This window comes from Azospirillum sp. HJ39 (genome assembly GCF_041507355.1).
Classification (GTDB): domain Bacteria; phylum Pseudomonadota; class Alphaproteobacteria; order Azospirillales; family Azospirillaceae; genus Azospirillum; species Azospirillum thiophilum.
Window position 1 is genome coordinate 2,962,315 of record NZ_CP167911.1, and the last position, 22,283, is coordinate 2,984,597.

Consider the following 22,283-nt stretch of genomic DNA (forward strand, 5'->3'; position numbering starts at 1 on the left):
GTCATGCGGCCCGATTCATGCCGTTCCAAAATTCACGCGATCTCCCGCAACCGCTCCATCAACAGGCTGCAGGCGGCATCCGCCGGCACCGGGCGGCCGGTCAGCCAGCCCTGGACCTGGGTGCAATTGTGGTGGCGCAGGAAATTGGCCTGCTCGGTCTTCTCCACCCCTTCGGCCACCACATGCAGGCCCAGCATGTCGGCCATCGCGATGATGGTGGAAACGATGCCGGCATCCTCCCGCTCCTGCGGGACGCCGCTGATGAAGGAGCGGTCAATCTTCAGAGTGGTGATCGGCAGCCGCTTCAGATAGCTCAGGGAGGAATGGCCGGTGCCGAAATCGTCCACCGCCACCCGGATGCCCATCGCCTTCAACGCTGCCAGCACGGCAAGCGCATGGTCGAGATCCTGCATCACGGCGCCTTCGGTGATCTCCAGCTCGACGAGGTCGGGGGGCAGGCCGTGGCGGTCGATGATCCGGCGGAAATCCTCGGCGCTGCGGTTGCGCAGATGCTTCGGCGAGATGTTCACCGCGACCGGAACCGGTTCCATCCCGGCATCCAGCCATTCGCGCATCTGCCGGCAGGCCTCGTCCAGCACCCAGTCGCCGAGCGGCACGATGAAGCCAGTCTCCTCCGCCACCGGGATGAACTCACCGGGCGGGATCATGCCATGCCCCGGCTTTTCCCAGCGCAGCAGCGCCTCGAACCCCTCCAGCGAGAAATCGATCAGCGACACCTTGGGCTGGTAATGCAGGCGGAACTGCTTCAATGCCAGCGCCGCACGCAGGTCGCCGTCCAGCGCCAGCTGGCGCCGGGCCTGCTCGGCCAGTTCGGGGCGGAAGAAGGCATGGCGGCGCCCGCCCATCCGCTTGGCGGCATAGAGCGCGGTTTCGGCGGCGCGCAGCAACGCCTGCGGATCCTCCGCCTCGCCCGCCACGTCGTCCGGATAGACGGCGATGCCGACCGCCGGGCGGACGTAATGTTCGCAGCCGGGCAGCGTGACCGGTGCATCGAAGGAGTCGAGGATGCGGCCGGCGATGGCCGCCGCCTCGTCGGCATCGCGGATTTCCTCCAGGATGACGGCGAAGTCGTCGCTGCCGATGCGGCCGACCAGATCGGCTGCGCGGACGCTGGCGACCACCCGCCGCGCCACCTCCTGCAGCAGCGCATCGCCGGCCTGATGGCCCAGCGTGTCGGTGATCAGCTTGAAGCGCGACAGGTCCAGGCACAGCACGGCAAAATTGCGGTCATGGCGGCGGCTGCGCTCCACCGCCCGCTCCAGCACCGATTCGATCATCGCCCGGTTGGGCAGCCCGGTCAGCCGGTCGCGGGTCGCCAGCCGCATCAACTCGCGCTCGTGCCGCAGCCGGTCGGTCACGTCGGCCAGCGCGCAGACGAAGCCGCGCCGCCCCTGCACCACCAGCGGCGACACGCTGAGCGAGGCGTCGATGCGCTCGCCGCCATCGGGACGCTCGATCCCGAGGGCCTCCGCACGCACCGGCGCAGTCATATCCTCCCGCAGGTCCATGTCGGCCAGCAGCTCATCCACCCGCCCACGGTCGGGAGCGGCGAACAGGCTCGACAGCGTCCGCCCGCGCAGGGCATCGGCGGGAACGCCGAACAGCGCGACGGCGGCGGGGTTGTGCTCCTCGATCCGGCCGTGGGAGTCGACCAGCAGGATCGCCTCGCTGACATTGTTCATGATGCCGGCCAGCCGTTCGTCCCGCTCGATCAGGGCGATGGCGGCCCGGCGGAAGAACTCCATGGCGCGGGCCATCGCGCCGAACTCGTCGCGGCGGTCGCAACCGGGTATGTCGATGTCGGTGCGGCCCTGGGTCAGGAGATGCATGCGGACCGACAGGGCTTCCAGCGGACCGACCACATGCTGGGACAGGAACAGCGATCCCGGCCAGCTCAGCACCAGAAGGGCGCCCAGGAACAACAGGAAGCCGGATGCCTCCACCAGGAAATCGCGGTCGAGGTCGCCGATGTCCCCGGCGGCGCCGATCGCCCAGCCCCAGGGCTCGAACCGGCCGTTCGCCGTCACCGCGCGATCGAGGGCCGGCCAGCCCGGCGGGAGGATGCCGTCCGTGAAGATCGTGACATGGAAGGGCTTGGCCGACAGCGCCCGCAGCGCCTGCCGCGCCCGCTCGCGCGCCTCGTCGACGGAGATCGCCCCGGATGCCGCCGACCGGTCCAGATCGCCGAGCAGCCCTTCGGCAGACGAGACCAGGGCGGCCGCCACCTGTCCCCGTTCGGCGATCATGCCCTGCCGCAGCAGGAAGAGCGCGGGGATTGCCGCCATCAGGCAGCCTATCAGGCCGATCCAGGTCAGCCAGCGTATCTTGCGGCGCAGCGTCATCGGGGCCCGGCGTCGCTCTCTCGTCCGTTCGACAAACGGACGGTCAGTTGTATGAGGGGAAAGGTGGCGTCTTCATTTCAAACGCGCAATCGAATTTTTTCTTCGCACACGCAGCAGATAATTGTCCAACTGATACGAGGGGGGCGTGCTGCGACGGTTTGTCCTCTCTGGACCGGCGCTCCCCCTGCTTGACAGGGTGGGCCGCCGGTCCGGGGCGCGGTCAGGCGCCCCGGCAACGGATCAGCCCTGACCGGGATAGAGCCGCTGGAAGCCTTCGGTGACGCGGGCGATCACCGTCGGGTCGCGCTCCCGCCAATAGCGCGGGTCGCGCATCAGGGTGCGCAGCTCGGTCTCGCCATCGCCGACGCCGGAGCGGGTTCCCGCCATCGCAAGGGCCGACGGTTCGCTGCCGGTCATCATCGAATAGAGCGCCATGACGCCCTCGAAGGTGGTCGACAGCCCCTCCACCGCCGCCGCGGGCAGGGTCTTTCCGGCCCAGGCCAGGAGTTGACGCGACACCTCGCGCCAGCGCTCCTCGCCGCCGAAGCGGGCGACCAGCCGCTCGACCTCGCGCTCCGCCTGGAACTCGGCGGCGAGATGCTGGATCAGCGGCACCATCCGCTCGGCGGCGAGGTCGTAGAGAAGCTGGGCCTGGTCCGGGGTATAGCCGGCTTCGAACAGGCGGCCGTTGATCTCCGGGTCGGGCTGGAACATCCCGTGGTCGCAGGCGATCCTGTAGCCATCCGCCGAGTCCGGCGCTCCCAGCAGCCGGCGGAGCTGCGCCGGATCGAGCGTGGCCGGATCGAAAGGCGGCGGTTCGGAGGAGGCGAGGTCGGGAACCGGCTGGGGGGCCGGCGGCGCTTGCGTCGACAGGCGGCGTTCCAGTTCCAGATAGGATTTCAGCAACGCCTCGACACGCAGCGCGCCGGTCTTGGGATCGCGGAACTTCTCCGGGATCGCCGGCGGCTGGGCCGCATCGGACACGGGCGGCACGGCGGCGGGGGTGACGGGTGCGGTCAGCAGATTGTCGGCCATGATCGACTCCAGAAGAGAAGAAAAAGAAACGGACACCGTCGGTCAGCCGGTCCGTCCCCGCGCGACCAGGGCGAGGATGGCGGCCACCAGCTGGCGCTGGCCTTCGAGGTGGCGCAGCGCCGCCTCCGGCGCGTCGGGGCCGAGAGCGCGGTCGAGCGTCATCGCCCGCAGCACCGCGAGCACCCGCAACCCGTCAGCCCCGGCAAAGCAGCGGGCGAAACTGGGGGCCGGATCGGTGGGAACCTCGGCGGGAACCTCGGCGATGTCCGGACCGTCGGAGGGCAGAGCCTCCAGCCAGTCCCAGCCGCCGCGCTCAGCCATTGGGCACCTCCACGGGCGATGCAGCCGCCGCCGAAGCTGGAACGGAAGCGGGTGCGGCGGCCTCCGCCCGCATCAGCTTGGCGGGAACGCCGAAGGCCTCGCCCAGCCAACGGGCGGTCGCTGCGGCGTCCATCGCGGCCTCCGCCTGCGGCCCCAGCGCCTTGACGCTGTCGAGCCAGCGCAGGGTCGCCTGCACGTCGCGCTGCGCCTGGGCCTGGGCCAACGGCGAGCGGTGCTGCAACTCGACCAGCCGGCCGTCGACGGTGATGTCCGGGATCTCGCCGCGGCGGCGCAGGATGGACACCGCGCGCAGCAGCAGCGGGGTCATCAGTTCCGCCTGCAGGCGGCCATAGGTGGCGCCCAGCAGCCGTGCCATTTCGACGGACCGTTCCAGCACCTCGGTCGCGGTCATGCGCGCCGACTCCACCGGCCCCAGCCGGTCGATCAGCAGCGCATGGCGGATGCGTCCGCGCAGATCGTCCAGCACCAGCTGCGACACGTCGAAGCGGCCGGGATTGGCCAGCGGGGTCAGCCCGGCCGATCCCATCGCCTTGGGGATGATGGTGCCCGGCACCAGCCGGATGGTCGCCGGGTTCAGCACCCCGTCATCCTCCGCCTGCCAGATGCCGGTGACGGCGATGGAGGCGTTCTTCAACACCAGTTCCACCACCTTGTTGGCGGTCTTGATGTCGGGCAGCGCCTTCATCACCGGGGAGCGGCCGTAGGTCTCGCCCGGCGCCTTCAGCCAGCGGAAATTGAGGAAAGGCGACTGGGCGAAGCGCCCCTGGGCCAGCCAGGACGGCTCGGCCAGCCCGCTGTCCAGAACCACGGCCCAGCGATAGGCGGTGCCGTCGGGCAGCACCGCCTCGACCAGGGCAAAGCGGGTGTCGGGCATGTCGGCGGCCCGCTTGCGCAGCTCATCGGGCAGGTCGGCACCGGGAAAGCGCTGGAGGATCTGGGCAATCGTCGCCTCGCTGCGGCGGAAGGTGGCGTCGAGCCGGCCGTCCGGCCCCTCCTCCAGCACCGCTTCGGCCAGCGGCACGGCGGTGAAGCGCAGGCTGGACGGGGCACCGGGGGCAGCTTCCTCCATCAGCAGGCTGGCGGTGCCGACGGTGACGAGGTCGAGGAAGGCCTGATGGATCTCCACCGCGAAGTTGGAGCGGTCGAAATGGGCCTGGACGATGCCGGCCGTGCGGTCGAGCAGCGGAGCGACGCGGTCGCGCTCCGCCCCGGTCAGCGCCGGCCCGGGCTGGAAGCCGAACCAGCGCGACCAGGGGGGCGTCAGTTCCGACAGCAGGCTGGCGGCGAGCTGTTCCACCGCGTCGGGGGCGGTGCCGTCGAACAGCCGGTCGACGCGGCGCTCGCCGGGAGTGCCGTCGCCGCGGAAGGGCCGGCCATTGGGCAGCGCATGATCGTAGCACTCCTGCCAGTGGCGCTCCCACACGGCGCGGCGTTCGCGCGCGGCCCGGTAGCGCTCCAGCAAGGCTTCGGGCTCCGACAGCTCCTTCGCCTTCCGGGACGCCGTCTTGATGGCTGGGGATTGGGACATCGGCGGTCTCCGGATCAGGGTCGAACGGTGGCATGCCGCAGGGAGGAGCGGTTCAGGTGGCGATGCAGCTGCCAGGGGGTCAGCACCCGGCGGGCACGCAGGCCGATCAGGCGCTTGACCGCCTCGACGCAGGTGAAAGGCCCCCAGGGGGCGGCACCCGATGGGCGGCGCAGCGCAGCGGCATCGACCGTCAGCCCCTGCGCGCGATACCAGCCCGGCAGGTCGAAATCGGCGGGCAGGTCGAGCACCGCCACGTCGGTGAAGCCAGCCAGCGGATCGACCGCCACCCAGCGCCGCCCATCGTTCAGCAGGGCCAGGCAGTGGCGGAACCCCGGCTTCAACACGCGCAGCCACCACAGCGGCGCCTCCCCCCGGTAGACCACCCAGGCGGTCGCCGGCGCGCCTGCATTGGGTGTGCTCATCGTGCGATGCCCTTCTCGCGCAGGGCGGGACCGATGAGATCGAAGGCCTCGCACCACAGGGCGTGGGCGCGCTGTTCACGGAAGCGATCCGGTTCCGGCGCGCCCTGGCGGCGACCGTAATGGACCAGGACATGCAAGTGGTCGCGCAGCAGCTTTCGCGTCCGGTACAACCGGTCGACCACCCGCAGCACGTCCTGAGGTTCGCAGGGCCGCTCGATCAGCCCCCGTCCGGCGGCGACCCGCGCACCAGCCGCCTTGGCGTCCTGCGCCTGCACCGCCCAGAACCACGCCTCCTCCGCCCCGGCGAAGGGCTGGCCCTCGGCCATGTAGGGCTCGGCCCGGAGCGGAACGGCTCGGGTCGGCTGCCGGACAGGCGGAGAGGCAGACAAAGGGGTGGCGGCCGGACTCAGCATGCTGGTCTCCTTGCGGCTTCGGAATTTGAACGGGGGAAGTGCGGGAACCGCTGGAACCGGCCGGCGGTCGCGCCTTATGTTTGCGTTATGTTCCGGCCGCCACGCCCGGTCAATGGTTTTATGAAAAAGTTCCTAGGGACCGGATCGCATATCTATGAGACTATCGTCCCATGCTGAAACACACGGATATCTGGCGGGCCATCGACCGCCTCGCGGCGCAGCACGGGTTTTCCGCTTCCGGACTGGCGCGGCGCGCCGGACTGGATCCGACGACCTTCAACAAGAGCAAGCGCACGACCAGCGACGGCAAGCTGCGCTGGCCGTCGACTGAAAGCATCTCCAAGGTGCTGGACGCCACCGGCGCTTCGCTGTCGGAATTCGTCACTCTGGTCGGCGACGGCACCGGCACCAATCCGCTGCAGCGGGTTCCGGTGATCGGCTACGCACAGGCCGGGTCCGCCGGCTATTTCGACGATGCCGGTTTCCCCGCCGGCAGCGGCTGGGACGAGCTGCTCTTCCCCAGCCTGGGCGACCCCCATGCTTATGCGCTTGAGATTTCCGGCGACAGCATGGAACCGGTCTACCGCGACGGCGACACCATCATCGTCTCCCCTGCCGCACAAATCCGCCGCAACGACCGCGTCGTCGTCCGCACCAGGGGCGGCGAGGTGATGGCCAAGCAGTTGATCCGCGAAACCGCGACGAAGATCGAACTGCTGTCGATCAACCACGCCCATCCCGACCGCAGCATCCCGCTGTCGGACGTCGCCTGGATGGCAAGGATCATCTGGGCCAGCCAGTAAGGCAGACCACGGTCCGGCCGCCCCTCTCCCAGTCTTTTGCAAGATGGTGTCCTGGGGGGGAAATACCTTTTCCTGCAGCCACCTATCCTAGGAAAATTAGCCTTTACACCCCGATCCGGCAAGCGCTATCGTCCACGCCATGGACTGCGCCTCCCGCCTCGACGCCCTGCTCCGTATCCATGACGGCCGACCGTCGCAGAGCGACCTGCGGGTAGTCCTCCTCGGCGGAGAAAACCGCGCCAACGCCCTGCGCCGCGCTGCCGCCCTCCATCTGCATGAGTCGCTGGCGGCCGAGGCACGCCTCGCGGTCGCGGGCCGCCGCCGGACGCAAAGCGCCGCAACCGCCCGGGCCGACGCGTGGCTGGCCCGGCTGGCCGCCACGCTGGCCCATCACCGCCGGGCGGCGGTCGCGCTCCGCGATCAGCGGAAGGCATATTCCCAATAGAGCGCCCGCGCCCGCTCGAAACACGGCCCGGCGGCGAAGCTCCGGTCTTCCACCTTCGTCACCGGGACGCATTTGGCATGGTTGCCGGTGGAGAAGACCTCGTCGGCCTCCAGCACGTCATGCGGGGTGAGGGTGCATTCCTCCACGGTGAAGCCGTCGGCACGCAGCAGGGCGATGATGCGCTGGCGGGTGATGCCGTTCAGGAAGCAGCCGTTGGGCACCGGTGTGCGGACCACGCCGTTCTTGGCGATGAAGATGTTGGAGGTCGCGAATTCCGCCACGTTCCCGATGGCGTCCAGCATGATGGCGTTCTGGAAGCCGCGCTTGCGCGCCTCGACCAGCGCCAGCCCGGCGTTGGGGTACAGGCAGGCGGCCTTGGCCTCGGTCGGGGCCATGCTCGGGATCGGCCGGCGGCGGGTGGAGATGCAGGCGGCGAAGCCGGTCGGCTTCGGCAGCGGGTCCTCGTAGATCGACAGGACGAAGCGCGTGCTCTCCGGGGCCGGCGAAACGAAACCGTCCTCGGCGTAGAACATCGGACGGACGTAGAGTTCCGCCTCCTTGGGGAAGCGCCGGATGCCGTCCCAGCACAGTTCCTCGATCTCACCCGCGGTCACCATCGGTTCCAGCCCCATGACCTGGGCCGAGCGGATGGCGCGGGCGCAGTGGAGGTCGAGGTCGGGAGCGACACCCTGGAAGGCGCGCGCACCGTCGAAGACCGTCGAAGAGAGCCACAGCGTGTGGGACAGCGGTCCGACGATCGGCGGGTTGCCCTCCACCCATTCGCCCTGGATCCAGCTCCACGCCTGCCCTGCCATGCCGCCCATGATTGCGTCCTTCCCTCGGATGATCTGTGCCTATGGTTTGGGCGCCGCCGGTTCGCGCCGCCCATTCGTGGTTCGTCGTCGATGGTGATCTCCGAAGAGCATACCCCCTCGTCGTCATCGGTCAACCGGTCCGCATGAGGGAGCGGATTGCGGAATCCGCTGTTGAAACGGGGAACTGCCTGACCGAAGCGACCAACCGACGGGAAACGAACCATGCAAACCGCAGAGACCGGCGCCGGGACCGGCGTCCCTGGCATCCTTGCCGCCGCGCCCCGCCCTCAACCGCGTCCGAACGAGGATGTCCCGGTCGTCGATGTGCCGATCACCGACAACCCGGACCTGCCCGACCCGGGCGGCCCCGGCAGCACCGATGTACCGGTTCCCGGTGGCGATCTGCCCCCCTCGCGGCCGACCGACCCGGATTTCGCCTGATCCTGAAATGGGAGGGGGGTTACGGTAGGAATCCCCAAAACGACGAAAGGCGGCCAGAAGGCCGCCCACTCGTAAGTACCTGATCTTTTTTAGGAAGGATGGCGCGCCCGAAGAGATTCGAACTCCTGACCCTCAGATTCGTAGTCTGATGCTCTATCCAGCTGAGCTACGGGCGCCTTGTCTATCCTACACTTACCTACCGTCTGTCCCGGCGTCGGAGTATTGCCCCCGGCGTCGAGGCGCGCAACCTACTCAAATCCTTCATCCGGCGCAAGCGCTTTTCGCGAAGAAAAACACATGCCCAAAAGATGGATTTCGACGGCCCCAGACGACAAAAGCCACCCGAAGGTGGCCTTGCTTGTCATGCTGCGGAGGATGGCGCGCCCGAAGAGATTCGAACTCCTGACCCTCAGATTCGTAGTCTGATGCTCTATCCAGCTGAGCTACGGGCGCCTTGTATATCCTGACATCCACCGTCTGTCCCCGGCGTCGGCGGCAGGCCGTCGGCGTCGAGGCGCGCAACATACTCAAACACCCCCTGCCCCGCAAGCGCTTTTTTCGACGATTTTCGCCAAGCCTTCGGGAAGCGGCCCGATCACGCAAAGCACCCCGGATTGCCGGGCGGCGGCGGCTGGGTTATACAGTCCGCTTGCTGTTTCTGGAGAGTCAGTCCCGTGGCCGAAGCCCCCTTCAACAAGCATTTCCCGGTGTCCTGGGAAGAGCTCCACCGCAATGCCAAGGCGCTGGCCTGGCGCCTGATCGACCGCGGCCCGTGGAAGGGCATCATCGCGATCACGCGCGGCGGCATGGTTCCCGCGGCGATCATCGCGCGCGAGCTCGAAATCCGCATGATCGACACCGTCTGCGTCTCCAGCTACGACCATCAGAACCAGCGCGAGGCGATGGTGCTGAAGGGCGTCGAGGGTGCCAATGCCGGCGACGGCGAGGGTTGGCTGATCATCGACGACCTGGTCGATACCGGCAAGACCGCGGTGGTCGTGCGCAAGATGCTGCCCAAGGCGCATTTCGCCACCGTCTACGCCAAGCCGGCTGGCCGGCCGCTGGTCGACACCTTCATCACCGAAGTCAGCCAGGACACCTGGATCCATTTCCCCTGGGACATCGAATTGCAATTCTCGCAACCGATCGCCAGGCAGCGGAACGGCTGACGCCAAGCGGTTGATGCGGCACCGCAGCCGCGGTCTCCGCCGGTTTCGCGGAGGCCGCGGCATACGGGCCGGCCATATCGAAGAGCATCACACAAAATTTACCGTTCCCTGACTACAACCGGGCTCACGGAGCGTCCGCGCCCGCCTGCCTCACATCATCGCTTCACAACACCGCGTCCCAACTCGCGCATGACCGACGACCCATCTGGCGACACCCGCCCGGACGAGCCTCACCAGGACGAGTTGCGGCGGAAGATCGACGCGCTGGTCACCCGGCTGCCGGCCAGCCTCGTCTACAGCCTCCTCAGCGAGATCGAAGGCATGGACAGCGAGCCGGCCGACCGCGTCCAGCTCGTCCGCCAATATGTCATCGAGTATCTCAACCGCCAGCGCACCAACCGGGCCCGGCGCCTGTTCACCAACCTGTTCGAAGCCTTCCTGATCGACGACGACGTGCTGTACCATGCCGGCGTCGCCATCCCCGGCATGCTGCAGCGGGTCGATGTCGGCGCCTTGTGGGAGGCGATGAGCCGCGACGCCTTTCCCCTGCTGGCGGTCGAGGCGCAGGAGATGTTGGACGAGATGGCACGCGGCGACGTGATCGACCGCGTGCTGCGCTCCCCCGTCGCCATGGTGATGAAGGAGCGGATGCGCGTCGCAGCGGTCAGGCATCTGGACACCGTCCTGACCAACAAGAAGGCGGTGGACGAGTTGCTGGCCGGACTGTCGCGCAACCGGCCGCGCCGTACCCGGCTGATGTCGGGCTTCCTGGAAAAGACGCCGACCATCGACATCGGCACGCTCCGGCTGATGCACCTGATCCTGACCAACGCCGAAGGCGCGGTGAAGCCGGTCGCCGACCGGCTCGAGGATTTCCCGGCATCCTGCGCCGACGAGGCGGAGGCGAACCGGATGGCCGACCGCTTGCTGGACGCGACGGACCAATTGCGCGACCGCTGCGGCGACGATCTGGCGAACCTGCTGCCGTTGTCGGTGGTGACGACGAAGCGCAACTACGCCGTCGCCGCGCTCTACATCCGTCAGAGCGGTGTCGATCCCGGCCGCGGCGACGCCGTGACCGCGGCGCTGACCGGCCATTTCATCGGAGTCACGCGGGCGCTGACCGCGGCGCTGAGCGTCGTGCTGAAGCTGAACGACCGCGTTCCCGGCTCCGCCATCCGCCCCAGCGCCAAGGAAAAGGCGCGGCTGGAGGCCCTGATGCAGCGGCTGGACCAGCTGGTCCACGCCGCGACATCCGCCGGCCTGATGGAGGACCGGCGCAGCGAGCCCGCCTTCCGCAACGCCTGGACCCAGGCGGCGAAGATCATCGGCTCGCGCGTCACCACCGTGGCGCTGGAACGCTCCGCCCAGGCCGCCGCCGCCCGGCGCCAGCCGGTCATCGACCATGCCGACATCGTCTGGCTGAACCGCTTGCTGTGGCGCTGGCAGGCGATGTCGCGCGAGTTCGGATTTGAGACCTACGACCTGGTGAAGTGGCGCGAAACCCTGCTGGAGGAACTGCGCGCCAACGTCGAGAAGGCGATGAAGTTCGAGGAAACGGACCCGCTCGACGAACGGATGGAGCATCTGCTGCGCGTCAATGCGCTGGCCGGCGTGTTCGGCCAGCGAGTCAGCGGCTGGATCCCGACCTTCAGCCAGAACATGACCCGCCTGCTGTCGCACCGGCTGGAACGCGGCGGCACGCTTGGCACCGACGAACAGGCCATCATCGACGACCTCGTCGCCACAGCCCGCACCGAGGTCGGCAAGTCGCGCTACTGGAAGAGCAACGAGCTGATGGACCTGATCGAGCTGTCGGACCGGACGCGGCAGGTGGGGTGACCGCCCCCCTCTACAACAGTCCGGACGACCGGTGCCGCGGGTCGAGCCAGTCGCGCAAGCCATCCCCCAGCATCGTCAGCCCCATCACGCCGAGCGCGATCGCCACGCCGGGGAAGACCGCCTGCAAGGGGGCGGTGAACAGATGGGTCTGCGCATCGCCCAGCATCTTGCCCCAGCTCGGGCTCGGCGGCTGGATGCCGAGCCCGAGATAGCTCAGCGCCGCCTCGTTGACGATGGCGACGGCGAACAGGACGGTGGCCTGCACCACGACGATGCCGGCGATGTTGGGCAGCACATGCACCAGCGTCACCGACAGTGGCCCACGACCCAGCGCCAACGCGGCGCCGACGAAGGGCCGCCGCCACACCGCCAGCGCCGCTCCGCGGGTGACGCGCGCCAGCACCGCGGCGTTGAACAGCGCCAAGGCCAGCACGACGTTGACCGCCCCGGCGCCGAGCACCGCGGTCAGCAGGATCGCCGACAGCACGGCGGGAAAGGCGAAGACCAGATCGCCAAGCCGCGCCACCACCTCGTCCCCCCAGCGCCCCAGCGCGGCGGCCAGCAGCCCGAGCGGTACCCCGCCGAGCAGCCCGAGCCCGACCGCAGCAGCCCCCACCGCCAGCGAGTTGCGGGCGCCGACCATGATCATCGACAACACGTCCCGCCCGAAATGGTCGGTCCCTAGCCAGTGCGCGGCGCTCGGCGGTTTCAGCCGGGCGATGATGCGGACCTGTTCCGCCGGATAGGGCGTCCACAACAGCGACAGCAGCGCCAGCGCCACCAGCAGCGCGGTCAGCGCGGCGCCGAGACACAGGGAGAGGGGAAGGCGCGATCTCACGACGCCCCTCCCTTCGGCCGCGGATCGGCAAGCGCGCAAGCGATGTCCACCAGGGCGTTCACCACCACCACGAACAGCGCCAGCAGAACGACCACCCCCTGCACGACGATCAGGTCGCGCTGACCGATGGCCTGATAAAGCAGCCGTCCCAGCCCCGGCAGGGTGAAGACATTCTCCACCACCACCGCACCGGCGACCAGGAAGGAGATCTGCAGCCCCAGCACCGTCGCCACCGGGATCAGGGCGTTGGGCAGGGCGTGGCGCAGCAGCACGGCGACCCGGCCCACCCCCTTGGCGCGGGCGGTGCGGACATGGTCCTCGCCCAGAGTGTCCAGCACGGCAGTGCGGGTGACGCGGGCGAGGATGGCGGCCTCCGGCACGGCCAGCGCCAGCGCGGGCAGAGCGAGCGCATGCAAGGCCGGACCGATGCCGCCGCCCCAGCCGGGAAAGCCGCCGGCCGGAAACCAGTGCAGCGTCAGGGAGAACAGCAGGATCAGCAGGATGGCGATCCAGAAGCTGGGCATCGACACGCCGAGCTGCGCGAAGCCCAGCACCGCCCAGTCGCCGCCCCTGCCCCGCCGCGCCGCGGCCAGCAGGCCGAGCGGCAGGGCGGCCAGCGTGCTGAGCGCCAGCGCCAGCAGGGCCAGCGGCAGGGTGACGGCCAGCCGCTCGGTCACCAGTTCGGCGACCGGGCGGGCATAGGTCAGGCTGACGCCGAGGTCACCGCGGGCCAGGCCGCCGACCCAATGCAGGTAGCGGGCCGGCACCGGCTGGTCGAGCCCCATCTGGGAGCGCAGCGCCGCCAGCGTGTCCGGCTGCGCGTTGACGCCCAGCATCAGCAATGCCGGGTCGCCCGGCACCAGTTGCAGCACCGCAAAGACCGCGACGGTGGCAAGCCAGACGGTGACGATCAGGCTGAGCAGCCGTCGCAGCAGGAAGGCGAGCACCCGGGCGATCCTTACTTGCCCAACATCACCGGCCCGCCCTCACTTCCAGGCGGCGGCGGTGACGTCGTTGGCCTGGACCGGGCGGTTCACCCACAGGCCGGTCAGCGACGCCTTCTGCACCGTCACCGACGGCAGCATGAACAGGAAGCCGTTGACCGCATCCTCCGCCAGGATCCTCTGCTCCTCGCCATACAGCGCGTTGCGCTTCGCGGCGTCCTGCGTGCGGTTCAGCTCGTCGTTCAGGGCGTTGAAGCGGTCGCTCCGGTAGTTGAAGTAATAATCGGGGCGGGCATAGATGTCGATGTCCAGCGGTTCGGTGTGGGCAATCATCGACAGGTCATAATCCTTGCCCTTGAACACCTTCTCCAGCCAGGAGGCCCATTCCATCGGCTCGATCTTCGCGCGGATTCCGACCTCGGCCAGCATGGCGGCGACCAGTTCGCCGCCGCGCCGGGCATAGGGCGGCGGCGGCAGGCGCAGCGTCGTGTCGAAACCGTCGGGATAGCCGGCCTCGGCCAGCAGCGCCTTCGCCTTTGCCGGATCGTAGGGATGGAGCCCGGTCAGGTCGACATAGCCTTCGCGGTGCGGCGGGAAATGGCTGCCGATGGCGGTGCCGTTGCCGTACAGCACGCCTTCGATCAACGTCTTGCGGTCGATGGCATGGGCCATGGCCCGGCGGACGCGGACATCGTCGAAGGGCTTGCGGGCGTTGTTGGTGGACAGGACCGTCTCGCCCTCGGTCGAGCCGACCATCACCGTGAATTTCGGGTCGCTGCGGAACTCGGCCAGCGCCTCGTAGGTGCTGAACAGGGTGAAGGCATCGACGTCGCCGGCCTTCAGGGCGGCGACCTGGGCGGCGGGATCGCTGATGAAGCGGAAGGACACCCGGTCCAGCTTCGGCTTCACGCCGTCATAGTCCGGGTTGCGGACCAGCACCACCCGGTCGCCGGCAACCCAGCGCTCGAACTTGAAGGGGCCGGTGCCGACCGGTTTCTGCTTGTTGGTCGCTGCCGTCTCCGGAGCCACGATGGCGGCGTCGCCGCTGGCCATGTGGAACAGGAAGAGGCCGTCGGGCCGCGACAGCGTGACCACCGCCGTCTTCGGGTCGGGAGTCTCCACCGAGGCGATCGGGGTGAAATAGGCCTTCTGGGCATTGACCGAATCGGCCGCCCGCGCCCGGTCCAGCGTGAACTTCACGTCGGCCGAATCGGCGGCGCTGCCATCATGGAACCTCGCGCCCGGCCGCAGGCTGAAGCGGTAGGTCAGCCCATCCTCCGACACGGTCCAGCGTTCCGCCAGGCCGGGAACCAGCCTGCCTTCGGCATCGACCCGCAGCAAAGGCTCGAACAGGTTGGCGTAGGTGACTTCCTTGATGGCGCCGGCCGCTCCGGCGGTCGGGTCCAGATGCGGCGGCTCCAGCGCCATGCCGACCACGAGGTCGGTGCGCGGCTGGGCCGTGGCCGGACCGGCGGCCAATGCCGCCGCCAATGCCAATGCTGCGAAAGCCGCCAGGGTGAAGCCCTGCTTGGCGATGGACATGATGGCAAACTCCCCCGTCTCGTCGTTGCCGACGTTCTCTTTGCCGCGATGATGCGGTGCGGCGCGGGAGAGCGCAAGCACGGCCCACCGGCATTCCGATGGGCCGCAGCGGATCAGGCGGCGCCCGGCACGCCCTTGGAGGTCGAATATTCGAAATGCAGCGCCTCGCCCGGATAGACCAGCGGACGGATGGCGTGGGCAGCCTGGGCCGCCTCGGCGAAGCCGCAGAGGATCAGCTTCAGCTTGCCCGGATACGTCGCGATGTCGCCGATGGCGAAGACGCCCGGCACGTTGGTGGCGCAGCCGGGCTGGGCCACCGCGATGTGGCTGCGCTCCAGGTCGAGGCCCCAGTCGGCGATGGGTCCGAGATTCATCGACAGGCCGAAGAAGGCCAGCATCGCGTCGGCCGGCAGCGCCTTCTCCTCGCCGTCGAGCGTGGCGACGCGGACCGCCGTCAGCTGCCCGTTCTCGCCGTCCAGGCCGGACAGCTGGTAGGGCACCACCATGTCGATCCTGCCGTCGCGGACCAGCGCATCCATGCGGGCGACGCTTTCGGGAGCGGCACGGAACTTCGGACGGCGATGGACGACATAGACCCGCTCTGCCACGTCGGCCAGCGACAGCGCCCAATCGACCGCGCTGTCCCCGCCGCCGGCGATCACCACCTTCTTGCCGGCGAAGTCCTGGCGGCGGCGCACCATGTAGAAGACCGACTTGCCCTCATACGCCTCCAGCCCGTCGAGCGGCGGACGGTTGGGGCCGAAGGCGCCGCTGCCGGCGGCGACGATCACCGCCCGGGCGTCGATCCTGGTGCCGATGCTGGTCTCCACCAGCCAGCGTCCGCCATCCTGGCGGGTCAGCTTTTCCACCTGCTGGCCCAGATGATAGGTCGGCGCGAAGGGGGCCGCCTGTTCGGCCAGCCGGTCGATCAGGTCGGCCGCCTCGATGGAGGGATGGGCCGGGATGTCGTAGATCGGCTTTTCCGGGTAGAGCGCCGTGCATTGGCCGCCAACCATGTCCAGCGCGTCCACCACATGGCAGCGCATCTTCAGCATGCCGCATTCGAACACGGCGAACAGTCCGACAGGACCGGCGCCGACGATGACGACGTCGGTGGTGAGGACATCGGTGCTGGAAACGGTCTGCGACATGAAAGCCTGTTCCTTGGGGACGGGTGGGCAGTTGAGACTCGAAGGCGGATGGATGAACCTTCCATTGTCCGCATTTCCCGGCCGGGTCAACCCCCAGCAAGGGGAAAGCGGCCCCGTGTCGCGCGTCCCGCATGTCTCGGCAAGAGAAGGCGGCGGGCATTCGTAGAATTTTTGGCAAATTCGCTTAAATTTGTCGATTGCAGCCCGCCCCGGCAAGGCGGACAGTGACAGGGTTCCCCGGTCTGGGAGCCGGTCGGGTGGAGGTCCGGAATGAAGGAATTGCGGTGTCTGGTCTTCACCGACCAGGAAGTCATCCGGGCCGTGCTGGATCGCCGCCGCCGGGTGAAGGATCCCTTGCCGGTCGGCACCGTGTCCGGTGTCCTCTACCACAAGCCGGAAGGGCGAGAGCAGGAGGGTGTCGAGACCCGCCTGACCGTCACCGGCGACGATGGCGCCGTGACCGAACTGGCGCTGTCCGACACCGAGGTGACGGCCGCGCTGGTCGGCTATTGCATGGGCCGGCGCATTCCCCTGCCGGTGGCGTCCGACAAGATGCTGCACCTGATCAGCGGCGCGCTGACGCTCATGATCACCATGAACTTCAACAAGGCGCCGCGGCTGGTGATGGCCGCGGGCGCGGCTGAGGGACCGGCCGGACCGGCAGCCGACCGGCTGTCGCCCAAACGGCGGATCGGCCGGTAACCCATCCTTCTTTCCGGCTTGCAGGCGGGCGGCGGCTTCGCACAGTATCCGCCCCATGCCGGACACGCCCCCCCATGGCCCGCACGCCATCGTCATCCCGCTTCCCGACGAGGCCGCCACCACGGCGCTGGCCCGCCGGCTGGGCGCCATCCTGCGCCCCCGCGACCTCGTGGCCCTGCACGGCGACCTCGGCGCCGGCAAGACCGCGCTGTCGCGGGCGTTGATCCGCAGCGTCACCCATGAGGATACCGAGGTGCCGTCGCCCACCTTCACGCTGGTGCAGACCTACGACACCGCCATCGGCCCGGTCTGGCATTTCGACCTCTACCGCCTGTCCGGTCCGGACGAGGTCCATGAACTGGGCTGGGACGATGCGCGGGCCGAAGCCGTCGCGCTGGTGGAATGGCCGGACCGGCTGGGGCCGTTGCTGCCCCCCGACCGGATCGAGGTGACGCTGGAGCATGCCGGCCCCGATATCGGCCCGGACGCCCGCCGCGCCACCTTGACCGGCCATGGCGCGCTCGCCGCGCGGATAGCTGCCGCCGACTGGACGCCGTGATGCCTGCTGCCCTGTCAAAGCGGGAGGCGGAAATCGCCGCCTTCCTCGCCGCCCACGGCCTGTCCGCCGCGATGCGGGAGCCGCTGCCCGGCGATGCGTCGGCCCGCCGCTACGAGCGCATCCGCAAGCCGGACGGCGGCACGCTGATCCTGGTCGACACGCCGGTTCCCGCCGACGACCTCGTCCCCTTCATCGCCATCGGCAACGAGTTGGCCACCATCGGTCTGTCGGTTCCCACCATCCTCGCATCGGATGTGGAACGAGGATTGGCAATCCAGGATGATTTCGGAAGCGAAACCTTTACCCGCCTGCTGGCGGACGGTGCCGACCCGTGGCCGCTCTACGAACTGGCGACCGATGCGCTGATCGCGATCCATCGCAATTGGCCCGCCGGCGCCGCCGAACGGCTGCGCCTGCCGGTCTACGACCCCACCCTGTTCCTGGCGCAGACCGGGCTGTTCATCGATGCCTATGTCCCGGTGGCGCTCGGCCGCCCCCCAAGCGACAAGGAACGTTCCGAATTCGAAACAGCTTGGCGCGCGGTTCTGGAGCCGGCCTGCTCCGGGACGCCGTCGCTGCTGCTGCGTGACTATCATGTCGACAATGTGATGCGGCTGCCTCGGCCTGGGGTGAATGCTGCCGGGCTGATCGACTTCCAGGGGGCAGGCTGGGGGCCGCGGGCCTACGACCTCGTCTCCCTGCTCGAGGATGCGCGGCGCGACGTGGCGCCCGATCTGGCGGAGGCGATGGTCGCACGCTATCTCGACGCCTTTCCCGCCACCGATGCCGCCGCCTTCCGCCGCGCCATGGCGGTGCTGGGGGCGGCGCGCCATACCCGGATCGTCGCCATCTTCGTCCGTCTGGCGGTAAGCCGGGGCCGCCGCTCCTATCTTGTCCATCTGCCGCGGGTGTGGCGCCTGCTGGAAACGCAGCTGGCGAAACCGGAGCTTGGCCCGGTCGCCGCCTGGTTCGACCGCCACCTGCCACCCGATTCCCGTGCCGCCCTGGCCGTTCCGGAGACGCCGTGACATGACCGTGACCGTTCCCGATACCGCGATGGTGCTTGCCGCCGGCAAGGGCCTGCGCATGCGGCCGCTGACCGACCACCGGCCGAAACCGCTGATCCCGGTGCTCGGCCGGCCGATGCTCGACCATGCGCTCGACCGGCTGGCCGCGGCCGGCGTTGCCAAGGCGGTGGTCAACAGCCACTATCTCGGCGCGATGATCGGCGATCACCTGAAGGGCCGGGCGGCGGAGAATCCAAGCTGGCCGGCCATCGCCCTCTCGCCGGAAGAGACGCTGCTGGAGACCGGCGGCGGGGTGAAGAAGGCGCTGCCCCTGCTGGGCGCCGCGCCGGTCTATACCGTCAACGCCGACGTCTTCTGGCTGGACGGCCCGATCCCGGCACTGCGCCGCCTTGCCGCCTATTGGAACCCGGCGGAGATGGACGCGCTGCTGCTGATGATGGCGACGACCAAGTCGGTCGGCTATGACGGGCCCGGCGACTATCACATGGATCCGCTGGGCCGGCTGACCCGCCGCGGCGAACTCGAGTTGGCCCCCTTCGTCTATGCCGGCGTCCAGATCGTGAAGCCGGAGCTGTTCGCGGCGGACACCCCCGACGGCGCCTTCTCCACCAACCGCATCTGGGACCGGGCGCAGCAGGCCGGCAGGCTCTTCGGCCTCGCCCATGACGGGCTGTGGTTCCACGTCGGCACCCCCGGCGGGTTGGCCGAGGCGGAAGACCTGCTGGCCATCGGCGGCGTGCGCGCGGTTGCCCATTGAGAGGGTAAGCTGCGATAACTGTGCCGGCGTTCGACGCTGCCCCCACCCCGACCCTCCCCCGCTGGGCGGGGGAGGCGGCAGGATGCTTGTCGGCGTTCGGCGGAGTTCCCTCCCCTGCGCAGCGGGGGAGGGTTAGGGTGGGGGCAAGCAATACACGGACCTTCCATGCTTCCCGATAGCCATCCCACCCCCAAGGTCTACAGCATCCCCTCCGGCGCCCCCTTCGTCGACATGCTGGCGGCGGGGATCATGGAGCGGGTCGGCGGCGACCCGATGGCGCTGGCCGGGGTGACGGTGCTGCTGCCGACCCGGCGCGCCTGCCGGTCGCTGACGCATGCCTTCCTAAAGCGCTCCGGGGGACAGCCAACGCTGCTGCCGCGGATGGCGCCGCTGGGCGAGTTGGACGCCGGCGACCTCAGCCTGACCGAGGAGGAACTGCCCGACCTCCCGCTCGACCTGCCCGAAGCGATCTCGCCGCTGAGCCGGCAGATGACGCTGGCGCGGCTGGTCTTGGCCAGCACGTTATCGGCAACGACAGCTCAGGCGGTACGCCTTGGAGCCGACTTGGGTCGGTTGATCGATGCCGTGTGGACGGAACGTGTCGGTTTCGAGCGGCTCCACACCCTTGTTCCCGATGATTACGCGGAGCACTGGAAGAAAACCCTGGAGTTTCTCAACATCGTCACCGAGGTCTGGCCCGCCATACTCGAGTCGAGCGGCGAGACCGACCCGGCCCGGCGCCGAAACCTGACGCTGGAGACCCAGGCCGCACTCTGGCAGGCCGCCCCGCCGCCGGGGATGGTGATCGCCGCCGGCTCCACCGGCTCCATCGTCGCGGCGTCGGACCTGCTGTCGGTCATCGCCCGGCTGCCGCAGGGGGCGGTGGTGCTGCCCGGCCTCGACCAGGGTGCCGACGACACCATCTGGCAGGCGATCGAACAGGATGAGTCCCACCCGCAGCACGGCCTGTCGCAGCTGATCCGGCATCTCGGCGTCGAGCGGGAGGAGGTGCGGGCCTGGACCGACGTGGCGGAGCCGCGCGGCGCCCGTGCCCGCCTGATCGCCGAAGCGATGCGGCCGGCGGCGACGACCGAGGGCTGGCGCGAATTGTCGGGGATGGACGCCTCGGCGCTGACCGGCCTGACCCGCATCGACGCCGCCACATCGGAGGAGGAGGCGCAGGTCATCGCCTTGCTGATGCGCCATGCGCTGGAAACCCCGACCCGCACCGCGGCCCTGATCACCCCCGACCGCAACCTCGGCCGCCGGGTCGCCATGGCGCTGGCGCGCTGGGGCATCCTGGTCAACGACTCGAGCGGCCAGCCGCTCGCCCACACCGCGGTCGGTACCTATCTGCGGCTGACGGCGGAACTGGCGGCAAGCCGCGTCCATCCGCTTGCCCTGCTGGCTCTCGCCAAGCACCCGATGGCCGCTGGCGGCCGCGACTCGGCGGATTTCCGTGCCGCCGTCCGCGCGCTGGAACGGGTGGTGCTGCGCGGCCCCCGCCCGGCGGAGGGATTCGACGGCGTGCTGGGGGCGCTGGAGCAGGCCGACCGCTTCGACCACGAGGACCAGCAGGGCTTCCTGCGCGAGTGGCTGATCGACATCGGCCGGCGTGCCGCCCCCTTCCTGGAGGCGCTGAACGGCGAGACTCCGCTGGCCGACCTGCTGCGCGCCCATGTCGCCTTCTGCGAGGCGCTGGCCGCCGACCATGAACAGGAGGGCAAGGACCGGCTCTGGCGCCAGGACGACGGCGAGGAGGCGGCGCGCTTCCTGGCGGATCTGCTGAAGGCCGCCGAGGGCTTCCCGGCAATCCCGGCCAAGGATTACCCGGCGCTGCTGGACGCGCTGATGAGCGCGCGGGCGGTGCGCCCCCGCTATGGCCTGCACCCCCGCCTGTCCATCCTGGGCCCGATGGAAGCGCGGCTCCAGCATCTCGACCTGACCATCCTGGGCGGGCTGAACGAGGGGACATGGCCGCCGGCAGCATCTGCCGATCCCTGGATGTCGCGGCCGATGCGGCGCGATTTCGGCCTGCCCAGCCCGGAACGGCTGGTCGGCATGTCGGCCCACGACTTCGCCCATGCCTGCGGCGCGCCGGAGGTGGTGCTGACCCGCGCCGCACGGGTGGAGGGCACGCCGACCGTGCCGTCGCGCTGGCTGCTGCGGCTGGAAACCGTGCTGAAGGCGCTGGGCATGGACGGCGTGGTGGAGGAGCGCGGGGCCTGCTGGCTCGGCTGGGCGCGCGGGCTGGACGAGCCGGACCGGGTGCAGCCGGTCGGCGCTCCCGAACCGCGCCCGCCGCTGTCCGCCCGCCCGCGCAAGCTGTCGGTGACGGAGATCGAGACCTGGATGCGCGACCCCTACGCCATCTATGCCCGCCACGCCCTGCGGCTGCGCGCGCTCGACCCGATCGCCGCCGATCCCGGCGCGTCCGACCGCGGCCAGATCATCCACGACACGCTCGACGCCTTCGTCCGCGAGCATCCGGGGCAACTGCCCCATGATGCGCTGGACCGGCTGATCGCGATGGGACGGGACCGTTTCGGCCCGCTGCTGCGCAGCCATCCCGACGTCTGGGCCTTCTGGTGGCCGCGCTTCGAGCGGGTCGCCGCCTGGTTCGTCGATCTGGAGCGCGAGCGCCGCCCCCGCCTCCGCCCGCTGGCGACCGAGGTGCCGGGCCGGCTGGAGCTGTCCGGCCCCGGCGGCCCCTTCATCCTGACGGCCAAGGCAGACCGCATCGACCGCGGCCCCGACGGGTTGGTCGTCATCGACTACAAGACCGGCACCCCGCCCGGCACGCGCGAGATCGAGCTCGGCTTCGCCCCGCAGCTGCCGCTGGAGGCCGCCATCGCCGCCGCCGGCCGCTTCAGCGGCATCGATGCCGCTCCGGTGGCCGAGCTGACCTTCTGGCGGCTGTCCGGCGGCGACCCGGCCGGCGAGGAGAAGCCGGTCAAGGGCGATCCCGCCGTGCTGGCCGAGGAGGCGAAGGCCGGGCTGGAGGCGCTGATCGCCCGCTTCGACGACCCCGACACCCCCTACCGCTCCCGCCCGCGCCCGGCGATGGCGCCGCGTTACACCGACTATGCGCATTTGGCCCGCGTCCAGGAATGGTCGTCGGGCGGCGGCGAGGGAGAAGGCTGA

General features: G+C 69.5%; 21 protein-coding genes and 2 tRNA genes. 10 read left to right on the top strand and 13 right to left on the bottom strand.

Going from position 1 to position 22,283, the window contains the following annotated elements; genetic code table 11:
* Window positions 1-32 precede the first annotated feature (32 nt).
* From ABMY26_RS27460 to ABMY26_RS27485, 6 genes are all read right to left on the bottom strand, one after another.
* Window positions 33-2,363, bottom strand: coding sequence for a putative bifunctional diguanylate cyclase/phosphodiesterase (locus ABMY26_RS27460; protein WP_372397725.1), 2,331 nt, complete (start codon window positions 2,361-2,363; stop codon window positions 33-35).
* 240 nt (window positions 2,364-2,603) lie between these two features.
* Window positions 2,604-3,398, bottom strand: coding sequence for a hypothetical protein (locus tag ABMY26_RS27465; protein WP_372397726.1), 795 nt, complete (start codon window positions 3,396-3,398; stop codon window positions 2,604-2,606).
* Window positions 3,399-3,440: 42 nt separating this feature from the next.
* A complete protein-coding gene (locus tag ABMY26_RS27470; RefSeq protein ID WP_372397727.1) occupies window positions 3,441-3,719 on the bottom strand; it encodes a hypothetical protein in 279 nt (92 codons plus the stop codon).
* Window positions 3,712-5,268, bottom strand: a complete 1,557-nt coding sequence (locus ABMY26_RS27475; protein WP_372397728.1) for a portal protein — start codon at window positions 5,266-5,268, stop codon at window positions 3,712-3,714. Before ABMY26_RS27475 ends, ABMY26_RS27470 begins: the two co-directional genes overlap by 8 nt.
* A 14-nt stretch (window positions 5,269-5,282) precedes the next feature.
* Window positions 5,283-5,690, bottom strand: a complete 408-nt coding sequence (locus ABMY26_RS27480; protein WP_372397729.1) for a hypothetical protein — start codon at window positions 5,688-5,690, stop codon at window positions 5,283-5,285.
* Window positions 5,687-6,103, bottom strand: a complete 417-nt coding sequence (locus ABMY26_RS27485; RefSeq protein WP_372397730.1) for a hypothetical protein — start codon at window positions 6,101-6,103, stop codon at window positions 5,687-5,689. The genes ABMY26_RS27480 and ABMY26_RS27485 overlap by 4 nt, the downstream gene beginning before the upstream one ends.
* A 170-nt stretch (window positions 6,104-6,273) precedes the next feature.
* Between ABMY26_RS27485 and ABMY26_RS27490 the strand changes: the two genes are divergently transcribed.
* Both ABMY26_RS27490 and ABMY26_RS27495 read left to right on the top strand, forming a co-directional pair.
* The gene (locus ABMY26_RS27490; RefSeq protein WP_045581224.1) at window positions 6,274-6,906 is read left to right on the top strand and encodes a helix-turn-helix transcriptional regulator; all 633 of its coding nucleotides are present in this window, start codon (window positions 6,274-6,276) and stop codon (window positions 6,904-6,906) included.
* Window positions 6,907-7,045: 139 nt separating this feature from the next.
* Complete coding sequence (locus tag ABMY26_RS27495) at window positions 7,046-7,351, top strand: hypothetical protein (RefSeq protein WP_372397731.1); 306 nt, start codon at window positions 7,046-7,048, stop codon at window positions 7,349-7,351.
* Here the strand turns inward: ABMY26_RS27495 and ABMY26_RS27500 are convergent.
* Complete coding sequence (locus ABMY26_RS27500) at window positions 7,327-8,175, bottom strand: branched-chain amino acid aminotransferase (protein ID WP_045581226.1); 849 nt, start codon at window positions 8,173-8,175, stop codon at window positions 7,327-7,329. The two genes, ABMY26_RS27495 and ABMY26_RS27500, sit on opposite strands and share 25 nt — an antisense overlap.
* Window positions 8,176-8,388: 213 nt before the next feature.
* Here ABMY26_RS27500 and ABMY26_RS27505 point away from each other — a divergent pair, with 213 nt between their 5' ends.
* Window positions 8,389-8,607 (top strand): hypothetical protein, encoded by a 219-nt coding sequence (locus ABMY26_RS27505; RefSeq protein ID WP_372397732.1) that lies wholly within the window; start codon window positions 8,389-8,391, stop codon window positions 8,605-8,607.
* Window positions 8,608-8,706: 99 nt separating this feature from the next.
* On the opposite strand, the gene ABMY26_RS27510 is transcribed toward ABMY26_RS27505, so the two are convergent.
* Together ABMY26_RS27510 and ABMY26_RS27515 are read right to left on the bottom strand one after the other, a co-directional pair.
* A tRNA-Arg gene (locus ABMY26_RS27510) sits at window positions 8,707-8,783 on the bottom strand.
* Window positions 8,784-8,983: 200 nt separating this feature from the next.
* Window positions 8,984-9,060: transfer RNA gene (locus tag ABMY26_RS27515), tRNA-Arg, on the bottom strand.
* A gap of 221 nt (window positions 9,061-9,281) precedes the next feature.
* On the opposite strand from ABMY26_RS27515, the gene gpt reads away from it, so the two are divergent.
* Window positions 9,282-9,776 (top strand): xanthine phosphoribosyltransferase, encoded by a 495-nt coding sequence (gene gpt / locus ABMY26_RS27520; RefSeq protein ID WP_372397733.1) that lies wholly within the window; start codon window positions 9,282-9,284, stop codon window positions 9,774-9,776.
* A gap of 189 nt (window positions 9,777-9,965) precedes the next feature.
* Window positions 9,966-11,618 carry a hypothetical protein gene (locus ABMY26_RS27525; RefSeq protein ID WP_372397734.1) on the top strand — a complete coding sequence of 551 codons (1,653 nt, stop codon included), beginning with the start codon at window positions 9,966-9,968 and terminating at the stop codon, window positions 11,616-11,618.
* Window positions 11,619-11,628: 10 nt separating this feature from the next.
* On the opposite strand, the gene ABMY26_RS27530 is transcribed toward ABMY26_RS27525, so the two are convergent.
* The 4 genes from ABMY26_RS27530 to ABMY26_RS27545 all read right to left on the bottom strand — a co-directional run bounded on the left by ABMY26_RS27530 (window position 11,629) and on the right by ABMY26_RS27545 (window position 16,093).
* A complete protein-coding gene (locus tag ABMY26_RS27530) occupies window positions 11,629-12,456 on the bottom strand; it encodes an ABC transporter permease (RefSeq protein WP_372397735.1) in 828 nt (275 codons plus the stop codon).
* Complete coding sequence (locus ABMY26_RS27535) at window positions 12,453-13,403, bottom strand: ABC transporter permease (RefSeq protein WP_372397736.1); 951 nt, start codon at window positions 13,401-13,403, stop codon at window positions 12,453-12,455. Before ABMY26_RS27535 ends, ABMY26_RS27530 begins: the two co-directional genes overlap by 4 nt.
* Before the next feature lie 39 nt (window positions 13,404-13,442).
* Window positions 13,443-14,942 (bottom strand): ABC transporter substrate-binding protein, encoded by a 1,500-nt coding sequence (locus tag ABMY26_RS27540; protein ID WP_372397737.1) that lies wholly within the window; start codon window positions 14,940-14,942, stop codon window positions 13,443-13,445.
* Between the two features lie 113 nt (window positions 14,943-15,055).
* Window positions 15,056-16,093, bottom strand: a complete 1,038-nt coding sequence (locus ABMY26_RS27545) for an NAD(P)/FAD-dependent oxidoreductase (RefSeq protein ID WP_372397738.1) — start codon at window positions 16,091-16,093, stop codon at window positions 15,056-15,058.
* Window positions 16,094-16,363: 270 nt separating this feature from the next.
* On the opposite strand from ABMY26_RS27545, the gene ABMY26_RS27550 reads away from it, so the two are divergent.
* From ABMY26_RS27550 to addB, 5 genes are all read left to right on the top strand, one after another.
* Window positions 16,364-16,795, top strand: a complete 432-nt coding sequence (locus ABMY26_RS27550) for a hypothetical protein (RefSeq protein WP_372397739.1) — start codon at window positions 16,364-16,366, stop codon at window positions 16,793-16,795.
* A 55-nt stretch (window positions 16,796-16,850) separates the two neighbouring features.
* The gene (gene tsaE / locus ABMY26_RS27555) at window positions 16,851-17,354 is read left to right on the top strand and encodes a tRNA (adenosine(37)-N6)-threonylcarbamoyltransferase complex ATPase subunit type 1 TsaE (protein WP_372397740.1); all 504 of its coding nucleotides are present in this window, start codon (window positions 16,851-16,853) and stop codon (window positions 17,352-17,354) included.
* The gene (locus tag ABMY26_RS27560) at window positions 17,354-18,382 is read left to right on the top strand and encodes an aminoglycoside phosphotransferase family protein (protein WP_372397741.1); all 1,029 of its coding nucleotides are present in this window, start codon (window positions 17,354-17,356) and stop codon (window positions 18,380-18,382) included. Before tsaE ends, ABMY26_RS27560 begins: the two co-directional genes overlap by 1 nt.
* 1 nt (window position 18,383) lies before the next feature.
* Window positions 18,384-19,139, top strand: coding sequence for a nucleotidyltransferase family protein (locus ABMY26_RS27565; RefSeq protein ID WP_372397742.1), 756 nt, complete (start codon window positions 18,384-18,386; stop codon window positions 19,137-19,139).
* A gap of 165 nt (window positions 19,140-19,304) precedes the next feature.
* Complete coding sequence (gene addB / locus ABMY26_RS27570; RefSeq protein ID WP_372397743.1) at window positions 19,305-22,283, top strand: double-strand break repair protein AddB; 2,979 nt, start codon at window positions 19,305-19,307, stop codon at window positions 22,281-22,283.

Excerpts from the sequence above, each read along its gene's own strand:
- ABMY26_RS27460 (WP_372397725.1), bottom strand. The coding sequence starts at position 2,363 with ATGACGCTGCGCCGCAAGATACGCTGGCTGACCTGGATCGGCCTGATA.
- ABMY26_RS27465 (WP_372397726.1), bottom strand. The coding sequence starts at position 3,398 with ATGGCCGACAATCTGCTGACCGCACCCGTCACCCCCGCCGCCGTGCCG.
- ABMY26_RS27470 (WP_372397727.1), bottom strand. The coding sequence starts at position 3,719 with ATGGCTGAGCGCGGCGGCTGGGACTGGCTGGAGGCTCTGCCCTCCGAC.
- ABMY26_RS27475 (WP_372397728.1), bottom strand. The coding sequence starts at position 5,268 with ATGTCCCAATCCCCAGCCATCAAGACGGCGTCCCGGAAGGCGAAGGAG.
- ABMY26_RS27480 (WP_372397729.1), bottom strand. The coding sequence starts at position 5,690 with ATGAGCACACCCAATGCAGGCGCGCCGGCGACCGCCTGGGTGGTCTAC.
- ABMY26_RS27485 (WP_372397730.1), bottom strand. The coding sequence starts at position 6,103 with ATGCTGAGTCCGGCCGCCACCCCTTTGTCTGCCTCTCCGCCTGTCCGG.
- ABMY26_RS27490 (WP_045581224.1), top strand. The coding sequence starts at position 6,274 with ATGCTGAAACACACGGATATCTGGCGGGCCATCGACCGCCTCGCGGCG.
- ABMY26_RS27495 (WP_372397731.1), top strand. The coding sequence starts at position 7,046 with ATGGACTGCGCCTCCCGCCTCGACGCCCTGCTCCGTATCCATGACGGC.
- ABMY26_RS27500 (WP_045581226.1), bottom strand. The coding sequence starts at position 8,175 with ATGGGCGGCATGGCAGGGCAGGCGTGGAGCTGGATCCAGGGCGAATGG.
- ABMY26_RS27505 (WP_372397732.1), top strand. The coding sequence starts at position 8,389 with ATGCAAACCGCAGAGACCGGCGCCGGGACCGGCGTCCCTGGCATCCTT.
- ABMY26_RS27525 (WP_372397734.1), top strand. The coding sequence starts at position 9,966 with ATGACCGACGACCCATCTGGCGACACCCGCCCGGACGAGCCTCACCAG.
- ABMY26_RS27540 (WP_372397737.1), bottom strand. The coding sequence starts at position 14,942 with ATGTCCATCGCCAAGCAGGGCTTCACCCTGGCGGCTTTCGCAGCATTG.
- ABMY26_RS27545 (WP_372397738.1), bottom strand. The coding sequence starts at position 16,093 with ATGTCGCAGACCGTTTCCAGCACCGATGTCCTCACCACCGACGTCGTC.
- ABMY26_RS27550 (WP_372397739.1), top strand. The coding sequence starts at position 16,364 with ATGAAGGAATTGCGGTGTCTGGTCTTCACCGACCAGGAAGTCATCCGG.
- tsaE (WP_372397740.1), top strand. The coding sequence starts at position 16,851 with ATGCCGGACACGCCCCCCCATGGCCCGCACGCCATCGTCATCCCGCTT.
- ABMY26_RS27560 (WP_372397741.1), top strand. The coding sequence starts at position 17,354 with ATGCCTGCTGCCCTGTCAAAGCGGGAGGCGGAAATCGCCGCCTTCCTC.
- ABMY26_RS27565 (WP_372397742.1), top strand. The coding sequence starts at position 18,384 with ATGACCGTGACCGTTCCCGATACCGCGATGGTGCTTGCCGCCGGCAAG.
- addB (WP_372397743.1), top strand. The coding sequence starts at position 19,305 with ATGCTTCCCGATAGCCATCCCACCCCCAAGGTCTACAGCATCCCCTCC.